Genomic DNA, 16,870 nt, shown 5'->3' on the forward strand with positions numbered 1-16,870 from the left:
CCATGGCGTAAGTGCCCTGTGGTACGTGCAACCGGGCGGGGACTCCGACGAGGGCTTAAGTACGGGTTGCCATACAGGAGTATGAAGCAGGCCATCGTCGCGCGGGCCGACATCGGGATGAGCGAGGGCAAACTCGCCGCCCAAGTCGCCCACGCGTCGCTGTCGGCGTACGAGGACGCCGACCGGCGGGCCCGCACCGCTTGGAAGGGCGGCGGGCAGAAGAAGGTCGTCCTCGGGGCCGCCGGCGAGTCCGACCTGTTCGAACTCGCCGACGCCGCCGAGCGCGAGGGCCTGCCGCATGCCGTCGTCAGGGACGCCGGCCACACCGAACTCGACTCGGGCACGGCCACCGCGCTCGCGGTCGGTCCCGCCGAGGAGGAACTGGTGGACCGCGTCACCGGCGACCTCTCGCTGTACTGAGGGCAGCGGGCGCAAACCCGGAAAAGGGTTATATATAACCGTACCTAACCTCAGGTGAACAACAGAGAGCACACATCATGCAAGGCAACGAACAACAGGCGTACGACCGCGGGATAACCATCTTCTCGCCGGACGGCCGCCTCTATCAGGTCGAGTACGCGCGCGAGGCCGTCAAGCGCGGCACCGCCAGCGTCGGCGTCCGCACGGACGACGGCGTCGTTCTCGCCGCCGACCGCCACGCGCGGTCGCCGCTCATCGAGCGCGACAGCATCGAGAAGATACACGAGATAGACGGTCACGTCGGCGTCGCCAGCGCCGGCCACGTCGCCGACGCCCGCCAACTCATCGACGTGGCGCGCCGGCAGGCACAGGTCAACCGCCTGCGCTACGACGAGCCGGCCTCCGTCGAGTCGCTGACCAAGGAGGTCACCGACTACATCCAGCAGTACACCCAGACCGGCGGCGCGCGCCCGTTCGGCGTCGCGCTGCTGGTCGGCGGCATCGAGGACGGCGAACCACGCCTCTTCGAGACGGATCCCTCGGGGACGCCCTACGAGTGGCAGGCCGTCGCCATCGGCGGCAACCGCGATGACATCCAGCAGTTCCTCGAAGACGAGTACGAGGACGGGGTCGACCTCGAAGCCGGCGTCGAACTGGCGCTGCGCGCTCTCGAGTCGGTCAACGACGACGGTCTCGACGCCACGGGCGTCGACATCGCCACCATCGACGTCGAGTCCGAGCAGTTCAGCAAGCTCTCGGAGGACGACATCGCGGACCGCCTCGCCGAGTTCGAACTCGGAGGTGAGCAGTGATGTTCGACCCCGACGACCGGCTCACCGACGCCTACGAACCGCAGGTCGGCTCGCTCCCCAACGAGCGCGACGGCCGCGAGGAAGACAACGTCGCCAAGACCGGCACCACGACCGTCGGCCTCGCCACCGACGAGGGCGTCCTCATCGCGACGGACCGACGCGCCTCGCTGGGGGGCCGCTTCGTCTCGAACAAGAACGTCCAGAAGGTCGAGCAGATTCACCCGACGGCCGCGATGACCCTCGTGGGCAGCGTCGGCGGCGCGCAGTCGTTCATCCGTTCGCTGCGGGCCGAGTCCGACCTCTACGAGGTCCGGCGGGACGAACCCCTCTCGATTCACGCGCTGGCGACGCTGGCGGGCAACTTCGCCCGCGGCGGCCCCTACTTCGCCATCAATCCCATCATCGGCGGGGTCGACGAGGAGGGCAGCCACGTCTACAGCGTCGACCCGGCCGGGGGCGTCCTGCAGGACGACTACACCGTCACCGGCTCCGGGACGATGGTCGCCACCGGCACCATCGAGGGCGAGTACGACCCCGAGATGAGCCTCGAAGCGGCGCGCTCGCTGGCTATCAGCGCCGTCGAGGCCGCCGCCGAGCGCGACACCGGGTCGGGCAACGGCGTCGTCCTCGCCGAGGTCACCGACGACGGCGTCGACATCGACCGGTTCGACGACTACGAGTCCGCGGCCTGAGCGGTTCGGCCGCTGACCTCCGTAGCTCTCTATACCGCTCCGTAGCGAACTCCGTGCCGGTTTTCGAGGCTATAAGTGGCTCTCGCGGATAGCGAGGGCTATGGCGACCGACGACACCGACGGCCGGGTCGACGTTGTGGACGCGTTCCGGCAGTTCTTCGCGCTCGAACGGGACGTGCTGGTGTTGTCGCTGTCGATGCTGGCGTTCAGCCTCGCCTTCCAGATGACCAGCCGCTACGTCCCGGAGTACATGCGCGTCCTCGGGGCCAGTGCGGGCGTCATCGGTCTGTACGGTAGCGTCGGGAACCTCGTCAGCGCCGTCTACCCCTACCCCGGCGGCGCGCTCTCGGACCGGGTCGGCTCGCGGCTGGCGCTGACGGCCTTCGCCACGCTCGCCACCGTCGGCTTCGGCGTCTGGTATCTCGCGGCCGTCGTCGGCGACTTCGCCCTCGGTCCGGTGACGGTGCCGGCGTGGGGGCTGGTGTTCGTCGGACTCTTCCTCGCGCAGGCGTGGAAGTCCTTCGGGCTGGGGGCGACCTTCGCCATCGTCAAACAGAGCGTCCCGCCCGAGCGGCTGGCGATGGGCTTTGCGAGTACGGAGGTGTTCCGCCGGCTGGGCTTCCTCCTCGGGCCGCTGGCCGCCGCCGCCCTGCTCGCGGTCACGGCGACGTTCGTCGAGGGGTTCGGGCGGGTCCTGCTGGTCGCCGTCGCCTGCGGGGCGGTCGCCACCGTCGCCCAGCACGTCCTCTACGACGCCGGCGAGGACTCGCTCGGAAAGTCCTTCGAAGGTATCTCGCAGGTCGTCGCCGACCTTCGGGCGATGCCCGCGACCCTGCGCCCGCTGTTGGTCGCGGACACGCTGGTCCGGTTCGCCAACGGGATGGTGTACGTCTTCTTCGTCATCGTCGTCACGGAGTTCCTCGCGGTCGGCTTCTCGGGGTTCGGCCTCTCACTTCGCCCCGACGCCTTCTTCGGGCTCCTGCTGGGCGTCGAGATGGCCGTCGCCGTCGTCTCGATGGTCCCCGTCTCGAAACTCGCCGAGCGCGTCGGTCTCAAGCCCGTCGTGGCGCTTGGCTTCTCGGTGTACGCCCTCTTCCCGCTGGCGCTGGTGGCGGCCCCGGCCGACCAGTGGGTACTCGTCGCCCTCTTCGCGTACTCGGGGCTTCGCTTCGCCGGCCTGCCCTCGCACAAGGCGCTCATCGTCGGCCCCGCCGAGCGGGACGCCGGCGGCCGGGTGACCGGGACCTACTACCTCGTCCGCAACACCGTCGTCATCCCCAGCGCCGCCCTCGGGGGGTGGCTCTACGGGAGTTCGTGGACCCTCCCGCTCGGACCAGTGGCGCTCCGGGCCGGCCCGCAGTTGGCCTTCGGCGTCGCCACCGTCGTCGGCCTCGCCGGCGTCGTCTACTTCCTCGTGTTCGGCCGGGAGTTCGAGGCTTACGCCTGACAGCGCCACACTGAAGCCCCGGCGGCCGAACAGTCGGCCAATGCGCGAGGCCCACCCCATAGAGCAGGCGGTCGGCATGGACCACTACGTCAGCGACACCGACGGGGTGGGTGGCCGCCTGAAGGTCGCCCCCGAGGACTTCCGCGTCACCGAGATAGAGGCGTTCGGCGTCGAACCGCTCGACGCGGACACCGGCGCGTACCCCCACCTCGTCTTCCGGGCCGAACTGCGGGGCTGGGACACCAACGACTTCGCGAGCGCACTCTCGGACCGGCTGGGCATCTCCCGCGAGCGCGTCTCGTGGGCCGGCACGAAGGACAAGCACGCGGTCACGACACAGCTGTTCTCGGTGAAGGGAATCGACGCCGCCGCCCTGCCGGAACTGTCCGACGCGGCGCTGGACCCGCTCGGCCGGGCCGGCCGCCCGGTCCTGTTCGGCGACCTCGCTGGCAACCGCTTCGAGATTACCGTCCGCGACGCCGACCGTCCGGACAACGCCGGGGCAGTCCTGCGGGACCTCCGCGCGTTCGCCGCCGGCGACGGCGCGCCGACGGGCGACGACGCGCCCGCGGACGGCCCCCTCCCCGACGACGCGGTGACCGTCGGCGTCCCCAACTACTTCGGCCAGCAGCGCTTTGGCTCCCGTCGCCCGGTCACCCACGAGGTCGGCCTCGCAATCGCCCGCGGCTCGTGGGAGGACGCCGTTCTCGCCTACGTGGGCAATCCCAGCGGGCGCGAGCCGGCCGCGACCCGCGAGGCCCGCACCTACGTCGAGGAGACCCGCGACTGGGCCGGCGCGCTGGACCGCCTGCCGCGGGCGCTGGGCTACGAGCGGTCCATCTGTCACCACCTCGCCGAGCACGGCGACGGCCCGGCGGCGTTCCGGGGGGCGCTCGAAACCCTCCCCTCGAACCTCCAGACGCTGTTCGTCAACGCCGCGCAGTCGTACGTCTTCAACAGAATCCTCTCGGAGCGACTGGAGCGCGGTCTCCCCTTCAACCGACCGGTCGCGGGCGACGTGGTGTGTTTCGCCGACGCGGACGCCCCCGAGGGCTTCGCGCTGCCCGACCCCGACCGGACCCAGCGGGTCGACGACGCGCGCCTGCGCACCGTCGAGCGCCACTGCGAGCGCGGCCGGGCGTTCGTCACCGCGCCGCTTGTGGGGACCGAGACGGAACTGGCCGACGGCGAACCCGGCGACATCGAGCGGTCGGTGTTGTCGGCGGTCGGCCTCGAACCGGACGACTTCGACCTGCCCGGCGAGTTCCACAGCGAGGGGACCCGCCGGGCCCTCCTCCTGCGGACGGACCTCGAAATAGCCCGGGACGGCGACGACCTCACCGTCGCGTTCGCGCTCCCGAAGGGGAGCTACGCGACGGTCGTCCTCCGGGAGTTCCGCAAGGGCGACCCGGAGGCCTGACGCCGCCGAACCGTCCGGCTTATGCCGCCGAGAGCCGCTACGTCCAGCCATGGACTGCCGGCAGTGCGCCGCGCCGCTGGACCGACCGGGCGACTACTGTCTGGTCTGTCACACTGCCAACGTCGACGCCGTGGTGCTTGAACTGGGCCGCGAGCGCGCGACGGTGACCTGCGTGTTCGAGGAGTCGGTCGTGGGCCGGCGGACGGTCACCACGACCCCGGAGGGCGAGGGCAGCAGCGAGGCGGCCGTCGTCGAACTCCGGAACTTCGCCGGGTTGGTGGCCGACGAGGTGCGGCGCAAGCGCCCCGAAGAGGTGTACGTCACCGGTGACCGCGAGGTCATCGCCGCGGTGCGGGCGCAGCTGCACAACGAGTTCTTCCGCGTCGAGGGCGAGGACCCCGTCCAGCGGGTCATCGACCGCCGTGGCGAACCCGCTCTCGAAGTCGTCGACGCCCCACCGGCCGAAAAACTCGGCGGGAGCCACACGACGCTCATCGGCGACCGGGCGGGCCAGCGCGCCATCCAGACGGTGGCGGGCCACCCCCACGTCAAGAAGGTCATCCCCGGCCCCATCGACGCCGGGGGGTCCGGCTCCCGGACCGGCGTCCGCGCGAAGGCGACGCGGGCCGACGGCAACGGCAACGTCCGCTTGCTCATCCGGGACGGCTCCAGCGTGCAGGAGAACCGCGTCGTCACGACCGCCGGCGACCGGGAACTTGGCGAGCACGTCCGCACGGACCTCAACGACGCGCTCCGCGAGGCCGAGCTACAGAGGGAGTAGCGACGTGGCCGCGCCGGCACCGACGACGCCGACCGCGAGCGCCAGCACCACCCCGCCCCGTGCCAGCGCCGGGAGCCGCGTCCCCGCGTCCAGCGCGAGCGGGGTGGCGTGGAGGACACCTAGCAGGAGGAACGCGGCCGGCTCGACGAGTTCGGGACGGGCCGTGCCGGCCGCCAGCGCCGCCAGCGAGACCACGCCCGCGTAGAGATAGCCCCGCCCCCGACCGGGGAAACCGGCGCGCTCCAACAGCCCGCCGGTCCAGCAGTAGCCAAGCGCCGCGGCGGCCGCCCACGACTCCCAGAAGGCGAGGCGTTCGGGGACGACACCGACCAGCCCGCCGGCGGTGAGCCCCATCGCAGCCCCGTTGACCGCGCCCCACGCCAGCATCGCGTCCGAAAAGCGGAGCGCCTCGGGGCCGTGCCGGACGACCGCACCGGCGAACGCCGTAGCCAGCAGCACCCACAGGCCCGCCGCGAGCCACGCCGCCGCCGGCGGGGCGGCCCACGCGAGGACCTGCGTGCCGCCCCAGCCGACAGTGCCGGCCAGCGCCCCCGCTCGGAGCGTGTCGCGTTCCGAGAGCCGTCCGGTGGTCGCCGGCGCGGCCCGCTCTAAGCGCGCTCTGACGCCGTCGGTCGCCGCCATCGTGTGGCCGGTTCGCAGCCGGCCCTAATGGCTCTAGGCCAGTTCCGCGAGGAACAGGAGCACGCTCGGGGCGGCGAGCAGGACCAGTCCGGCGACGATGAGCAGCGCCGGCACGACGAGCAGGCCCATGTCCGTCAACAGCCAGAGGCCGAGCCCGCCCAACAGGACGACGAGGCCGACGAGTCGCAGCACCCACGTCACGATTCCCTCGAACCCGGAATCAGCGATGAGGTCGACGACTTCGAGTACCTCGTCGATAGCACCCGCCGCTTCACCGTTCGGACAGTTAAGCCTGTGTGTCTGCCGGTCGCCGTCTCGAAGGGCTTATGTGCCCGCTCGGCGGACGAATGACCACTATGGCCGAACAGAAGGGACGAACCGGGAGCGCCGGCCGATTCGGCGCTCGGTACGGTCGCGTCGCGCGCCGCCGGGTCAACGAGATCGAGAGCGAGATGAACGACGACCACGCCTGCCCGAACTGCGGGGAGAAGCGGGTCGAGCGACAGGGCACCGGCATCTGGCAGTGTGGCTACTGCGACTACACGTTCGCCGGCGGCAGCTACAAGCCCGAGACCCCCGGTGGTAAGACCGTTCGCCGATCCATCCGCGCCGCGCTGGCCGAAGACGAGGAGTAAAGCGGCTCCACCCACACAGTCTACATATGAGCTACAAGTGTTCTCGCTGTAAGCGTGACGTGACGCTCGACGAGTACGGCGGCGTCCGCTGTCCGTACTGCGGTCACCGCGTCCTGCTGAAAGAGCGCGCACCCGACGTCAAAGAGATAGACGTCGAGTGAGCGACGACGCCGTTCTGACGTTCGTCTTCGACGACGCCGAGCAGGCTCGCCGGGTCGAGCGCAGCGTCCGGCCCGAGGTCGGGGCGATAGGCAGCGGGCGGACGACGGCGGCGCTCGACCGCGACGGCGCGACCGTCGAGGTCCGCGTCGAGGCGACGGACCTCGCGGCGCTGCGGGCCGGGCTGAACACGTGGCTGACGCTGGTCGGCGTCGCGGAGGACGCCGACGCGTCGGTCGGAGCGTGGCCAGAAGATTTATAACTGCAAGCGCGTCTCGTTGCAGGCAGCATCCCCCGAACTGCCTCTCTCCGATGACCCAGCGCGAGCCAGACACGAACCTTCTGTCGAGTACGGGCAGCGGACCAGCCGCCAGCGCTCCGGACGCCGTCCTCTACGTCGACGCGGACGCTGCCGACCGGTCGACGACGCAGTCGACGCTCGCCGACCGGGGCGACAGGTTCGAGGTCACCGCCGCCGCCGGCGTCGAGGCCGCGCTGTCCCACGCCGCCGACGGCTCGTTCGCGTGTCTCGTGGTCGACCCGGCCGGCCTCGACGGCGCGGCGCGGTTGGTCGACGTCGTCGACGCTCCAGTCGTCCTGTTCACCGAGCGGGACCCGTCAGCGCTCGACGGCGCGCTCGTCGACCGGGCGACCACGGTCGTCGAGAAGGGGCCGAACGCAGCCCACGCCGAGTTCCTCGCCGAGAAGGTCGGCAGCGTCGCCCGGCGGTCCGACGACCGCAGCGAGTACGCGTTGAGCGCGGCGCTGTCGGACATCGAGACCGGCGCTGACGACGCGGTCGCGGTTCTGACGGCCGAGGACGGCACCGTCGTCTGGGCGAGCGACCCGCTCGCCTCGCTAGTCCCGACAGCCGACATCGGTGACCCGGCGACGCTGCGGGAGTTCTTCGCGGCGGTCCTGCCCGACACCGCCGACAGGGACGCGACGCTCGCCCGCCTGTGTGACGGCCCGACGGAGACCGCAACCGTCCGCGTCACGCCCGGCGGACGGGACCGCTACCTACTGTGCCGGGAATACGACCTCCCCGCGGCGGCCAACGGGCTGGCCCTGACGCTGCTCGAAGACGTGACCGAGCGCGCCCGCCGGGAGGCCCGGACAGCACTGCTCGAACTGCTCGTCGAGCGCGCGCAGGACGGCCTGTACACGCTCAACGAGCGCGGCGTCATCGACTTCTGCAACGAGTCGTTCGCGGACAACCTCGGATACGACCCCGAGACCGTCCGCGGCATGCACGCCTCCGAGGTACTCGCCCCCGGCGAACTGACGAAAGGCCAGCGAACAATCCAGCAGCTACTCGACCGGGGGAACGAGCAGAGCACGACCGTCGACCTCACCTTCCGGCGACGCGACGGCGAAGAGCGCGAGATGTCCATCCACTACACCCTGATTCGGGACGAAGCGGGCCAGTACCGGGGACTGATGGGCGTCGTCCGGGACATCACCGAGCGCCGCGAGCGCCAGCGCGAACTCCGGGCGGTCAAGGAGCGACTGGAGATGGCCGTCGAGGGCGCGGAACTCGGCGTCTGGGACTGGCGGCCCGGGACCGGCGACGTGCGGTTCGACGAGCGCTGGACGGGCATGCTCGGCTACTCGGTCGACGAACTGGACCACTGCTACGAGACGTGGGCCGACCTCGTCCACCCCGAGGACCTCGACCGTGCCGAGGCGGCCCTCGACCGCCTCAAAGGCGGCGACATCGAGCGCTACCAGTGTGACTTCCGGATGCGAACGAAGGCCGGCGAGTGGAAGTGGATACGGGACTTCGGGAAGGTGTTCGAGCGCGACGAGGACGGCGACCCGGTCCGGGCCGTCGGCATCCATCAGGACATCACCGAGGAGAAAGAGCGCCAGCGCGAACTCGAACGCCAGCACGACGAACTGGCGATGCTCGACCGCGTCCGCGTCCTCATTCAGGACGTCATCCGCGCCCTCGGCGGCGCGGCGACCCGCGAGGAACTCCAGCGAATCGTCTGCGAGCGCATCGTCGAGTCCGAACTCTACCGGTTCGCGTGGGTCGGCGAGCGGGAGGGCGGCGACCGGATAGCGCCACAGACCGCGGCCGGTGACGGCGGCAGCTACCTCGACGAGGTCACGGTCACCGTCGGCGACACCCCCACCGGTCGGGGGCCGGTCGGCGAGGCGTTCCGAACCGGCGACGTGCAGGTCACGCAGGACATCGCGGCCAGCGAGGCCTTCGAGCCGTGGCGCGAGGCGGCGCTGGCCGAGGGGTTCCAGTCGGTCGCGGCGGTGCCACTGGCCCACGACGGCGTCGTCCACGCCGTCCTCGTCGTCTACGCGGACCAACCGGCGGCGTTCAGCGACCGCGCCGTCGAGAGCTTCAGGGTGCTGGGGGAGACCACCGGGTTCGCGTTCGCGGCCGTCCAGAACCGGCGGCTGTTGAAACGCGACACGGTCCTCGAACTGACCTTCCACACGGCCAGCGCGGACAACTGTCTGCTGCCGGTGGTCCGCGAACACGACTGCACGCTGGAGGTCGTCGGTGGGACCGACATCGGAGACGCACACCTCGAGTACGTCGAAATCGAGGGCGCGCCACCCGCGGCCGTTCTCGAGACGTTCCTGTCGTCGACCCACACCCGCGGCGGCCGGGTCGTCCGCGGCAGCGAGGACGGCGGCGTCGTCGAACTCCGGCGCGACCGGACGTTCCAGTCGCTCCTGCTCGACGTAGGCGCGCACCCGGTCGCTATCACTGCCGACGAGACCGGCGCGACGTTCGCGGTCGAGACCGCGGCCGACGCCGACCCGCGGACGATTCAGGGTGCGCTCTCCGAGCTCGTCCCGGGGCTCGAACTCGCCTCGAAGCGCGAGCGCGAGCGGACGCCGCCGTCGGCGACCGACGAGGCGGGCCTCCGCGAGCAACTGACAGACCGGCAACTGGAGATACTCCGCACGGCGTATCTCGCGGGCTACTACGAGTGGCCCCGCGACACGACCGCCGAGCAACTCGCCGAGACGCTCGACATCTCCTCGCCCACGCTCCACCAGCACCTGCGCCGCGGCGAGCGGAACCTCCTCGACGGCCTGTTGAACCTGTAACTGGTGGTCTTTCGTGACAATTGATATGGGTTTTCTCGGACGCGGAGCGAGCCGCGCCTAGTCGCCTAGGTGCGGCGTTGAATATGGAGTCGGTAGGAATTGATACTACCCGCTCATGAGTAATCAATCACCGGGTCCACAGAGCGACCAATGGCGGGGGATGACGCCACACGACCGCGGGCTCACGACGCCCATGGTCGACGACGTGTTCGACGCGCTGTCGGACTGGCGTCGGCGTGCTGTCTGCCGGTACCTCGCGACCTGCGACGACGACTCGGTCGACGTCGAGACACTCGCCGGGGCGGTCGCGCGCCGGGGTCGCGCCAGCGGCGTCGACAGCGACACCGACGCCGAGGCGATAGCGACGGCACTCGCCGAGACACATCTGCCGGAACTCCATCGGATCGGACTTCTGGACTTCGACGCGCGCAGCGAGGCAGTGAAGTACTGGGGGTCACCCACCGTCGAGAAGTGGGCCGAACACGCCGACGAAGTGACTGACCGCAACGAGTTCTGACCGATACGCCCAACTCGGTCCCCGCTGACAGCCCTCCATGGACCTCCCACCGGTCGGTCTCGGGACGATGGGCGTCGACGACCGCGCAGTCGTCCGAACTGCCATCGAGGCCGGCTACCGACACGTCGACACCGCACAGGTGTACGAGAACGAGCGCACCGTCGGCGAGGGCGTCGCCGCCGCCGACGTAGACCGCGCGGGCCTGACCGTGGCGACGAAGCTCTGGACCGACAGGCTGGCCGGCGACGCCGTCCGGCCGGGCACCGAGGCCAGTCTCGACCGCCTCGGTCTCGACGCCGTCGACCTCCTCTACGTCCACCGCCCGCGGGGCGACTACGACCCGGCGACGACGCTGCCCGCGGTCGAGCGGGTCCGCGAGGCGGGACTGGCCCGCAACGTCGGTCTCTCGAACTTCACCGCCGACCAGGTAGCCACCGCCCGCGAACACCTCGACGACATCGCCGCCCACCAAGTCGAGTTCCACCCGTTCTTCCGGTCGCCCGACCTCTTGACCGACGCACAGCGCCACGACTACCCGCTCGTGGCCTACTCGCCGCTGGCCGGCGGGTTGGTGTTCGAGGACCCGACCATCCGGGCCATCGCGGACGCCCACGACACGACGCCGGCGGCGGTCAGCATCGCGTGGGTGACCAGCTACGACGCCGTCGTCACCGTCCCCAAGGCGTCCTCGCGCGCGCACCTCGACGCGAACCTCGCGGCCGCCGACCTCGAACTGACCGCCGACGAAATCGAGCGTATCGAGGCCATCGAGCGCGAGGAAGAGCTGTTTCCGGAGTAGGACCTAGGGGCTCAGCCGCTGCCGGTCACGCGGGAAGAGGACGGCCTCGCGGATGTTCTCCAGCCCGAGCATCGTCATGACGAGGCGCTCGCCGCCCAGTCCCCACCCGGCGTGAGGAGGCATGCCGTAGCGGAACATCTTGGTGTAGTACTCGAAGGCCTCGGGGTCCAGCCCCTGCTGTTCGAACCCCGCGACGAGGTGGTCGTGGCGGTGTTCGCGCTGGCCGCCCGAGACCAGTTCCATCGACGGATGCATCATGTCGAAGCCGGTCGAGACCGATTCGTCGTCGTCGTGGTCCTTGATGTAGAAGGGCTTGATCTCGCTGGGCCAGTCGGTGATGAAGTAGTGTTCGCCGACCTCCTGTCCCAGCACGTGCTCGGCCTCGGTCGAGAGGTCGTCGCCCCACACCAGCGGCTCGTCGAGTTCGCCGGTGGCGTTGATGCGGTCGATGGCCTCCTGATAGGTCAGGCGCGGGAAGTCGCCGTCGGGCGCTTCGAACGTCTCGTCGAGGCCAAGCGCTTCGAGTTCCGCCTCGCAGTTCTCGGCGACGCCCTCGTAGGCGGCCTTGACGACGTGTTCGCAGGCGTCCATCGCCTCGGTGTGGTCGAAGAAGGCCGACTCGAAGTCGATAGAGGTGGCCTCGTTGAGGTGCCGAGGGGTGTTGTGCTCCTCGGCGCGGAAGATGGGACCGATTTCGAAGACCCGCTCCAGCCCGGAGCCGACCATCAGCTGCTTGAACAGCTGCGGGCTCTGGTTCATGAACGCCTCGCGGCCGAAGTACGTGATGGGGAACAGCTCCGTGCCGCCCTCGGTCCCCGTGGCGACTATCTTCGGCGTGTTGATCTCGGTGCAGTCGAGCGACCGGAACGCCTCGCGGACCGACCGCAGGACTTCGGCCCGAATCTCGAAGACGGCCTTGACCTCCTCTTTGCGGAGGTCCAGCGTCCGGTTGTCCAGCCGGGTCGGGAGTTCGGCGTCGACTTTCCCGGAGGGGTCCAGCGGCAGTTCGGGGTCGGCCTCCGAGACCACGTCCAGCGAGTCGGGCGTGACCTCGACGCCGGTGGGGGCGCGTGGCTCCTCCTCCACGTCGCCGGTCACGGCGATGACGGACTCGCGGTGGACGTCCAGCCCCGTCTCGACCAACTCGTCGTCCATCTCGTCTTTCTCGAACTTGACCTGAATCTTCCCGGTGGCGTCCCGGAGGATGAGAAAGGCGATGCCGCCGAGGTCCCGAATCTCGTGGACCCAGCCGGCGACGGTGACGGTGTCGCCCGGTTGTGCGTCCGCGGTGTAGGTGCGGTCGTCCATAGGCGTGCGTTCTGGTGGCCGGGACTTAAGGACAGTCTTTCGGCACAGCCGGACCACGAACGTTTGTATCGGCTGCCGTTCAACGGGTCGGTATGGGCGACGGAGAGGTCTCCATCGACGACTTGGACCGCCGTATCATCCACGCGCTCCAGCGGGACGCCAGACACGCCACCGCCAGCGAGATCGCCGAGCGCTGTGACGTGTCGGCTCGAACAGTCCGGAACCGCATCGACAAGCTCGAAGAGCACGGCGTCATCCGCGGCTACGACGTGGACGTGGACTACGAGGCCGCGGGCTATCAGCTCCACACGCTCATCGTCTGTACGGCCCCTATCCACGAGCGCGAGGAGATAGCCAGACGCGCGCTGGAGGTCCCGGGCGTCGTCGCCATCCGCGAGGTGATGACGGGTGCCGAAAACGTCCACGCCGAGGTCGTCGGGACCGACGGCAACGACCTGAGCCGCATTGGGCGCGAACTCAACGACATCGGGCTGGAGGTCGTCGACGAGGACCTCATCCGAAACGAGTACACCCGCCCGTTCCACCTGTTCGAACCCGGCGCGCCGCTCGAAGAGAACTGAATCGAAAGCCGTTTCAGAAGTATATACAATATATATTTCTGAAACAGAAGCAGAAGCTAGTGATTTATCCGGTTACGGAATGTACACACTGGTAACGTCGGCACGCGCCCGCTCACCGGTGTGACACCGGCGGCCGCGCCGTGCCGATTCGCTCCCGAACCCATCATGACTCCTCAACCCGGACCCCGAGACGTATTTGACAGCGACAGCGGACCGCCGACGGTGTTGGTCGTCTGCGATAGCCACCTCGTGGCGGCCGCGGCCGCGGAACTGACTGCCGACGCCGACGTTCGACTCCTCGCCGACCGCGACGGAATCGCCGGTCGAGCCGACGGCGTCCGGGCCACGTCCGGCGACGTGACCCGCGTCGAGACGCTGGCGGCGGCCGGTGGGGCCGAAGCCGACGCCGCGCTGGTCGCGCTCGAAACCGACCGCCAGACCCTGCTGGTCTCCCAACTCCTCCGCACGCGGTTCGACATCGACACCGTCGTCGTTCTCATCGCGGACCCGGCGTTACGCGAGGCGTTCGACGGCGTGGCGACCGCCACCGTCGACGGTGGCGCGGTTCTCGCCGACGCGCTCTGCCAGCGGACGGGAACCGCTCTCGCGCCGACCGAGTCCGCCTAACGATGCCGAAAGACCTCGAACGGGACCTCGGACTCCTCTCAGTCATCGCTATCTCCATCGGCGCGATGGTCGGGAGCGGCGTCTTCATCCTCCCCGCACTGGCCGTCAAGGACGCCGGTGCGGGCATTATCGTCGCCTACGCGCTGGCCGGCGTGTTGGTCCTTCCGGCCGCGCTGAGCAAGGCCGAGATGGCGACAGCGATGCCCGAAGCCGGCGGGACGTACGTCTACATCGAGCGGTCGATGGGGCCGCTGTTGGGCACTGTCGCGGGCCTCGGGACGTGGTTCTCGCTGTCGTTCAAGGGCGCGCTGGCGCTGGTCGGGGGCGTCCCGTATCTGGTGTTGCTGTTCGACCTCCCGATACGGCCGGTCGCGCTCGCGCTCGCCGTCGTCCTCGTCCTCGTGAACTTACTCGGAGCCGAGCAGACCGGGCGGTTGCAGGTCGTCATCGTCGGCGTGATGCTGGCCGCGATGGGCTGGTTCGTCGTCGGGGGCGGCCCGGCCGTCGACCCGGCGAGTTACGACGGCCTCTGGGCCTACGGCGTCGAGGGCATCTTCGCCGCCACGGGGCTGGTGTTCGTCTCCTTCGCCGGCGTGACGAAGATAGCCAGCGTCGCCGAGGAGGTCGAGGACCCCGACCGGGTCATCCCCATCGGGATGCTCGGCTCGCTGGGGTTTACGACCCTGCTGTACGTCCTCGTCGTCGCCGTCGTCGTCGGCCTCGTCCCGCTCCCTGACCTCGGCGCGACCGACGTCCCCGTCGCGCTCGCGGCGGACGCGGCGCTGGGGACCGCGGGCGTCGTCGCGGTCGTCCTCGCGGCGATACTGGCGCTCGTCAGCACGGCCAACGCCGGGGTCCTCTCGGCGTCGCGCTACCCGTTCGCTATGAGCCGGGACGGGCTCGCACCCGCGTCCCTCGGGAGCGTCAGCCAGCGGTTCGCCACGCCGGCCAACGCCATCACGCTCACCGGCGGCGTGATGTTGGTTCTCATCGCTTTCGTCCCGATTCTGGAGATAGCGAAGCTTGCAAGCGCGTTCAAGATACTCGTGTTCGCCATCATCAACGTCGCGCTCGTCGGGTTCCGGGAGAGCGACCACGCCGACTACGACCCCTCCTTCGAGGCTCCGCTGTACCCGTGGCTGCAGGTGTTCGGCTTCGTCACCGGGCTGGCGCTGCTGACGCAGATGGGGACCGTCGCGCTCGCCGGCGCGGCCGTCATTCTCGTCGGGAGCGCGCTCTGGTACGCGTTCTACGTCCGCCCGCGGGTGTCCCGCGAGGGGGCCATCCGCTCGGAGGCCCGCCGGACGGCCGGCCAGCGCGCGCTCGACCGGACCGCGGACGCGCTCGAACCCACGTCCGGGACGGACGTACTCGTCGCGTTGCCCGAAGGCTCCGACGGCGCGCGCGAGCGGACGCTGGTCGAGTTGGCCGGGTGGCTGTGTGACGACGACGGACGGGTCACCGTCATCCAGTTCGACGAGGTCCCCGACCAGACGCCGCTCTCGTACGCCTCGTCGGTCAAGTCGGCCTCCGACGTGGAGTTCGAGCGCCGCACCGACGGGCTCGCAAGCGAGGTCGACGCTCCGGTCGTCTACGGCGAACTCGTCAGCCACCACCCCGAGCGGGCGGTGGCGAACGCCGTCGACGACTTCGACGCCGACCTGCTGCTCGTCGACCGCACCGCCACCTTCGACGACGGACTGCTCGGCGACAGCGTCTCGCGGGTCCGCTCGGCCGCCGACTGCGACACGGTCGTGGTCGACGCCCGGGAGATACGCGACTGCGACGGGGTCACGCTCGTCGCAACCCACGGGCCCTACGACCCGCTGAAGGTCCGCTTCGGGAACGCCATCGCGGCGGCGACGGGGAGCGACATCCGGTTCGTCTACCCCCTCCCGGAGGACCCCTCCGAGGACGAACTGGCGTCGCTCTGGGCCTACCACAACGAACTGCTCGAACTGTGTGCGGGGCCGGCGACGTGTACCTTCGCGCGCCGGGACGACCTCGCGTCGGTCCTCTCGGCCGGGACGGGGAACTCGCTCGTCGTTCACGGTCTCGGCGACGGCCTCGCCGCCGGCCGCTCCGCGCGGACTCGGGCCGCCGCGGCGGCTATCGAGGACGTCGAGAACCCGTCCATATCGGTCCACCCGCGAAACGACGACTCCGGTCCGGTCGACCGCCTCCTCCGCCGTCTCGCGTTCTGAGAGCCGGCGTTACTGCGTCGCCTCGGCTTTCGCGTCCTGTGCGCCCTCGACGGTCTCGCGGACGGCCGCGACGCCCTCGTCGTGGACGAGGTCACCGACGACGATAGTGTCGGCGTGGGTCGCCATCCGCCGGGCGGAGTCGTAGTCGTGGATGCCGCCGCCGTAAAAGAGGGTGGCGTCGTCGAGCGCGTCGGCGGCCGCGCCCACGATGTCGGTGTCGCCCAGCGTCCCGGAGTACTCGACGTAGACTATCTCCTGTCCGAGCAGGTGTTCGGCGGCCTCGGCGTAGGCCGCGACCTCCTCGCCGTCGAGGTCGCAGTCGGCCTGCGTGTAGGTGGCGACGGAGGCCTCGGGGTTCATTACGATGTAGGCCTCGGTGAAGGTTCGGGACCAGTCGATGTCGTCGTCGATTCGAATCCACTCCTTGTGCGCGCCGGTGACCCACGTCACGTCGCCGGCGTTCATCACGACCGGGATGAGGTAGCCGTCGTGGCGGTCGCTGTGGACGACCGACGCGGGGTTGGAGGGCTCGATGTAGACCGGGATGTCGTGTTTCCCGCAGGCGTCGACCACGCGGGCCATCTTCTCCTCGGTCATGCCGGTGGTCCCGCCCACCTCGATGGCGTCGGTCCCCGTGGCGGCCACGTCCTCGAAGGTCTCGCCGTCGACCAACGTCTTGTCCGGGTCTATCTTCACGATGTGGTCCCAGTCCGCCCAGTCGCTCATACCTGCCTGACTTGCGCGTGGC

The 16,870-nt window shown here is 69.9% G+C and carries 19 protein-coding genes; 15 read left to right on the forward strand and 4 right to left on the reverse strand.

What is annotated here, in order from left to right; all coding sequences use genetic code 11:
• Window positions 1-81: 81 nt before the first annotated feature.
• The 6 genes from pth2 (at window position 82) to ACV7JO_RS10030 (ending at window position 5,572) form a co-directional block, all read left to right on the forward strand.
• Window positions 82-420 (forward strand): peptidyl-tRNA hydrolase Pth2, encoded by a 339-nt coding sequence (gene pth2 / locus ACV7JO_RS10005; RefSeq protein WP_470353266.1) that lies wholly within the window; start codon window positions 82-84, stop codon window positions 418-420.
• A 77-nt stretch (window positions 421-497) separates the two neighbouring features.
• Window positions 498-1,232 (forward strand): archaeal proteasome endopeptidase complex subunit alpha, encoded by a 735-nt coding sequence (gene psmA / locus ACV7JO_RS10010; protein ID WP_470353267.1) that lies wholly within the window; start codon window positions 498-500, stop codon window positions 1,230-1,232.
• Window positions 1,232-1,924 carry an archaeal proteasome endopeptidase complex subunit beta gene (gene psmB, locus ACV7JO_RS10015; protein WP_470353268.1) on the forward strand — a complete coding sequence of 231 codons (693 nt, stop codon included), beginning with the start codon at window positions 1,232-1,234 and terminating at the stop codon, window positions 1,922-1,924. The genes psmA and psmB overlap by 1 nt, the downstream gene beginning before the upstream one ends.
• A 100-nt stretch (window positions 1,925-2,024) precedes the next feature.
• Window positions 2,025-3,371: an MFS transporter gene (locus ACV7JO_RS10020; RefSeq protein WP_470353269.1), complete on the forward strand. Its 1,347-nt coding sequence runs from the start codon at window positions 2,025-2,027 to the stop codon at window positions 3,369-3,371.
• 40 nt (window positions 3,372-3,411) lie between these two features.
• Window positions 3,412-4,791 carry a tRNA pseudouridine(13) synthase TruD gene (truD, locus tag ACV7JO_RS10025; protein WP_470353270.1) on the forward strand — a complete coding sequence of 460 codons (1,380 nt, stop codon included), beginning with the start codon at window positions 3,412-3,414 and terminating at the stop codon, window positions 4,789-4,791.
• A gap of 49 nt (window positions 4,792-4,840) precedes the next feature.
• Window positions 4,841-5,572 carry a DUF2103 domain-containing protein gene (locus tag ACV7JO_RS10030; protein WP_470353271.1) on the forward strand — a complete coding sequence of 244 codons (732 nt, stop codon included), beginning with the start codon at window positions 4,841-4,843 and terminating at the stop codon, window positions 5,570-5,572.
• On the opposite strand, the gene ACV7JO_RS10035 is transcribed toward ACV7JO_RS10030, so the two are convergent.
• Together ACV7JO_RS10035 and ACV7JO_RS10040 are read right to left on the reverse strand one after the other, a co-directional pair.
• Window positions 5,558-6,214 (reverse strand): hypothetical protein, encoded by a 657-nt coding sequence (locus ACV7JO_RS10035; protein WP_470353272.1) that lies wholly within the window; start codon window positions 6,212-6,214, stop codon window positions 5,558-5,560. The genes ACV7JO_RS10030 and ACV7JO_RS10035 overlap by 15 nt on opposite strands.
• 33 nt (window positions 6,215-6,247) lie before the next feature.
• Window positions 6,248-6,415, reverse strand: a complete 168-nt coding sequence (locus ACV7JO_RS10040; protein ID WP_470353273.1) for a hypothetical protein — start codon at window positions 6,413-6,415, stop codon at window positions 6,248-6,250.
• A gap of 125 nt (window positions 6,416-6,540) precedes the next feature.
• Here ACV7JO_RS10040 and ACV7JO_RS10045 point away from each other — a divergent pair, with 125 nt between their 5' ends.
• The 6 genes from ACV7JO_RS10045 (at window position 6,541) to ACV7JO_RS10070 (ending at window position 11,402) form a co-directional block, all read left to right on the forward strand.
• A complete protein-coding gene (locus ACV7JO_RS10045) occupies window positions 6,541-6,849 on the forward strand; it encodes a 50S ribosomal protein L37ae (RefSeq protein WP_470353274.1) in 309 nt (102 codons plus the stop codon).
• Between the two features lie 26 nt (window positions 6,850-6,875).
• Window positions 6,876-7,010, forward strand: a complete 135-nt coding sequence (locus ACV7JO_RS10050; protein WP_470353275.1) for a DNA-directed RNA polymerase subunit P — start codon at window positions 6,876-6,878, stop codon at window positions 7,008-7,010.
• Window positions 7,007-7,270, forward strand: coding sequence for a KEOPS complex subunit Pcc1 (locus ACV7JO_RS10055; protein WP_470353276.1), 264 nt, complete (start codon window positions 7,007-7,009; stop codon window positions 7,268-7,270). The genes ACV7JO_RS10050 and ACV7JO_RS10055 overlap by 4 nt, the downstream gene beginning before the upstream one ends.
• A gap of 50 nt (window positions 7,271-7,320) precedes the next feature.
• Window positions 7,321-10,086, forward strand: coding sequence for a PAS domain S-box protein (locus tag ACV7JO_RS10060; RefSeq protein WP_470353277.1), 2,766 nt, complete (start codon window positions 7,321-7,323; stop codon window positions 10,084-10,086).
• Between the two features lie 160 nt (window positions 10,087-10,246).
• Complete coding sequence (locus ACV7JO_RS10065) at window positions 10,247-10,603, forward strand: DUF7344 domain-containing protein (protein ID WP_470353278.1); 357 nt, start codon at window positions 10,247-10,249, stop codon at window positions 10,601-10,603.
• Window positions 10,604-10,640: 37 nt separating this feature from the next.
• Window positions 10,641-11,402 (forward strand): aldo/keto reductase, encoded by a 762-nt coding sequence (locus ACV7JO_RS10070; protein ID WP_470353279.1) that lies wholly within the window; start codon window positions 10,641-10,643, stop codon window positions 11,400-11,402.
• A gap of 3 nt (window positions 11,403-11,405) precedes the next feature.
• On the opposite strand, the gene aspS is transcribed toward ACV7JO_RS10070, so the two are convergent.
• A complete protein-coding gene (gene aspS, locus ACV7JO_RS10075) occupies window positions 11,406-12,710 on the reverse strand; it encodes an aspartate--tRNA(Asn) ligase (RefSeq protein ID WP_470353280.1) in 1,305 nt (434 codons plus the stop codon).
• Window positions 12,711-12,802: 92 nt separating this feature from the next.
• Here aspS and ACV7JO_RS10080 point away from each other — a divergent pair, with 92 nt between their 5' ends.
• From ACV7JO_RS10080 to ACV7JO_RS10090, 3 genes are all read left to right on the forward strand, one after another.
• Window positions 12,803-13,291, forward strand: a complete 489-nt coding sequence (locus tag ACV7JO_RS10080; protein WP_470353281.1) for an Lrp/AsnC family transcriptional regulator — start codon at window positions 12,803-12,805, stop codon at window positions 13,289-13,291.
• A gap of 222 nt (window positions 13,292-13,513) precedes the next feature.
• A complete protein-coding gene (locus ACV7JO_RS10085) occupies window positions 13,514-13,918 on the forward strand; it encodes an NAD-binding protein (protein WP_470353282.1) in 405 nt (134 codons plus the stop codon).
• A gap of 2 nt (window positions 13,919-13,920) precedes the next feature.
• Window positions 13,921-16,122, forward strand: a complete 2,202-nt coding sequence (locus tag ACV7JO_RS10090; RefSeq protein WP_470353283.1) for an amino acid permease — start codon at window positions 13,921-13,923, stop codon at window positions 16,120-16,122.
• Window positions 16,123-16,131: 9 nt separating this feature from the next.
• Here the strand turns inward: ACV7JO_RS10090 and ACV7JO_RS10095 are convergent, their stop codons facing one another.
• A complete protein-coding gene (locus ACV7JO_RS10095) occupies window positions 16,132-16,848 on the reverse strand; it encodes a phosphoglycerol geranylgeranyltransferase (RefSeq protein ID WP_470353284.1) in 717 nt (238 codons plus the stop codon).
• Window positions 16,849-16,870 lie beyond the last annotated feature (22 nt).

It is taken from the genome of Haloarcula sp. MBLA0138, assembly GCF_055632455.1.

Bases quoted from the DNA above. Each gene is read 5' to 3' on its own strand.
- pth2 (WP_470353266.1), top strand. From the start codon at position 82: ATGAAGCAGGCCATCGTCGCGCGGGCCGACATCGGGATGAGCGAGGGC.
- psmA (WP_470353267.1), top strand. From the start codon at position 498: ATGCAAGGCAACGAACAACAGGCGTACGACCGCGGGATAACCATCTTC.
- psmB (WP_470353268.1), top strand. From the start codon at position 1,232: ATGTTCGACCCCGACGACCGGCTCACCGACGCCTACGAACCGCAGGTC.
- ACV7JO_RS10020 (WP_470353269.1), top strand. From the start codon at position 2,025: ATGGCGACCGACGACACCGACGGCCGGGTCGACGTTGTGGACGCGTTC.
- truD (WP_470353270.1), top strand. From the start codon at position 3,412: ATGCGCGAGGCCCACCCCATAGAGCAGGCGGTCGGCATGGACCACTAC.
- ACV7JO_RS10030 (WP_470353271.1), top strand. From the start codon at position 4,841: ATGGACTGCCGGCAGTGCGCCGCGCCGCTGGACCGACCGGGCGACTAC.
- ACV7JO_RS10035 (WP_470353272.1), bottom strand. From the start codon at position 6,214: ATGGCGGCGACCGACGGCGTCAGAGCGCGCTTAGAGCGGGCCGCGCCG.
- ACV7JO_RS10045 (WP_470353274.1), top strand. From the start codon at position 6,541: ATGTGCCCGCTCGGCGGACGAATGACCACTATGGCCGAACAGAAGGGA.
- ACV7JO_RS10050 (WP_470353275.1), top strand. From the start codon at position 6,876: ATGAGCTACAAGTGTTCTCGCTGTAAGCGTGACGTGACGCTCGACGAG.
- ACV7JO_RS10060 (WP_470353277.1), top strand. From the start codon at position 7,321: ATGACCCAGCGCGAGCCAGACACGAACCTTCTGTCGAGTACGGGCAGC.
- ACV7JO_RS10065 (WP_470353278.1), top strand. From the start codon at position 10,247: ATGACGCCACACGACCGCGGGCTCACGACGCCCATGGTCGACGACGTG.
- ACV7JO_RS10070 (WP_470353279.1), top strand. From the start codon at position 10,641: ATGGACCTCCCACCGGTCGGTCTCGGGACGATGGGCGTCGACGACCGC.
- aspS (WP_470353280.1), bottom strand. From the start codon at position 12,710: ATGGACGACCGCACCTACACCGCGGACGCACAACCGGGCGACACCGTC.
- ACV7JO_RS10080 (WP_470353281.1), top strand. From the start codon at position 12,803: ATGGGCGACGGAGAGGTCTCCATCGACGACTTGGACCGCCGTATCATC.
- ACV7JO_RS10090 (WP_470353283.1), top strand. From the start codon at position 13,921: ATGCCGAAAGACCTCGAACGGGACCTCGGACTCCTCTCAGTCATCGCT.
- ACV7JO_RS10095 (WP_470353284.1), bottom strand. From the start codon at position 16,848: ATGAGCGACTGGGCGGACTGGGACCACATCGTGAAGATAGACCCGGAC.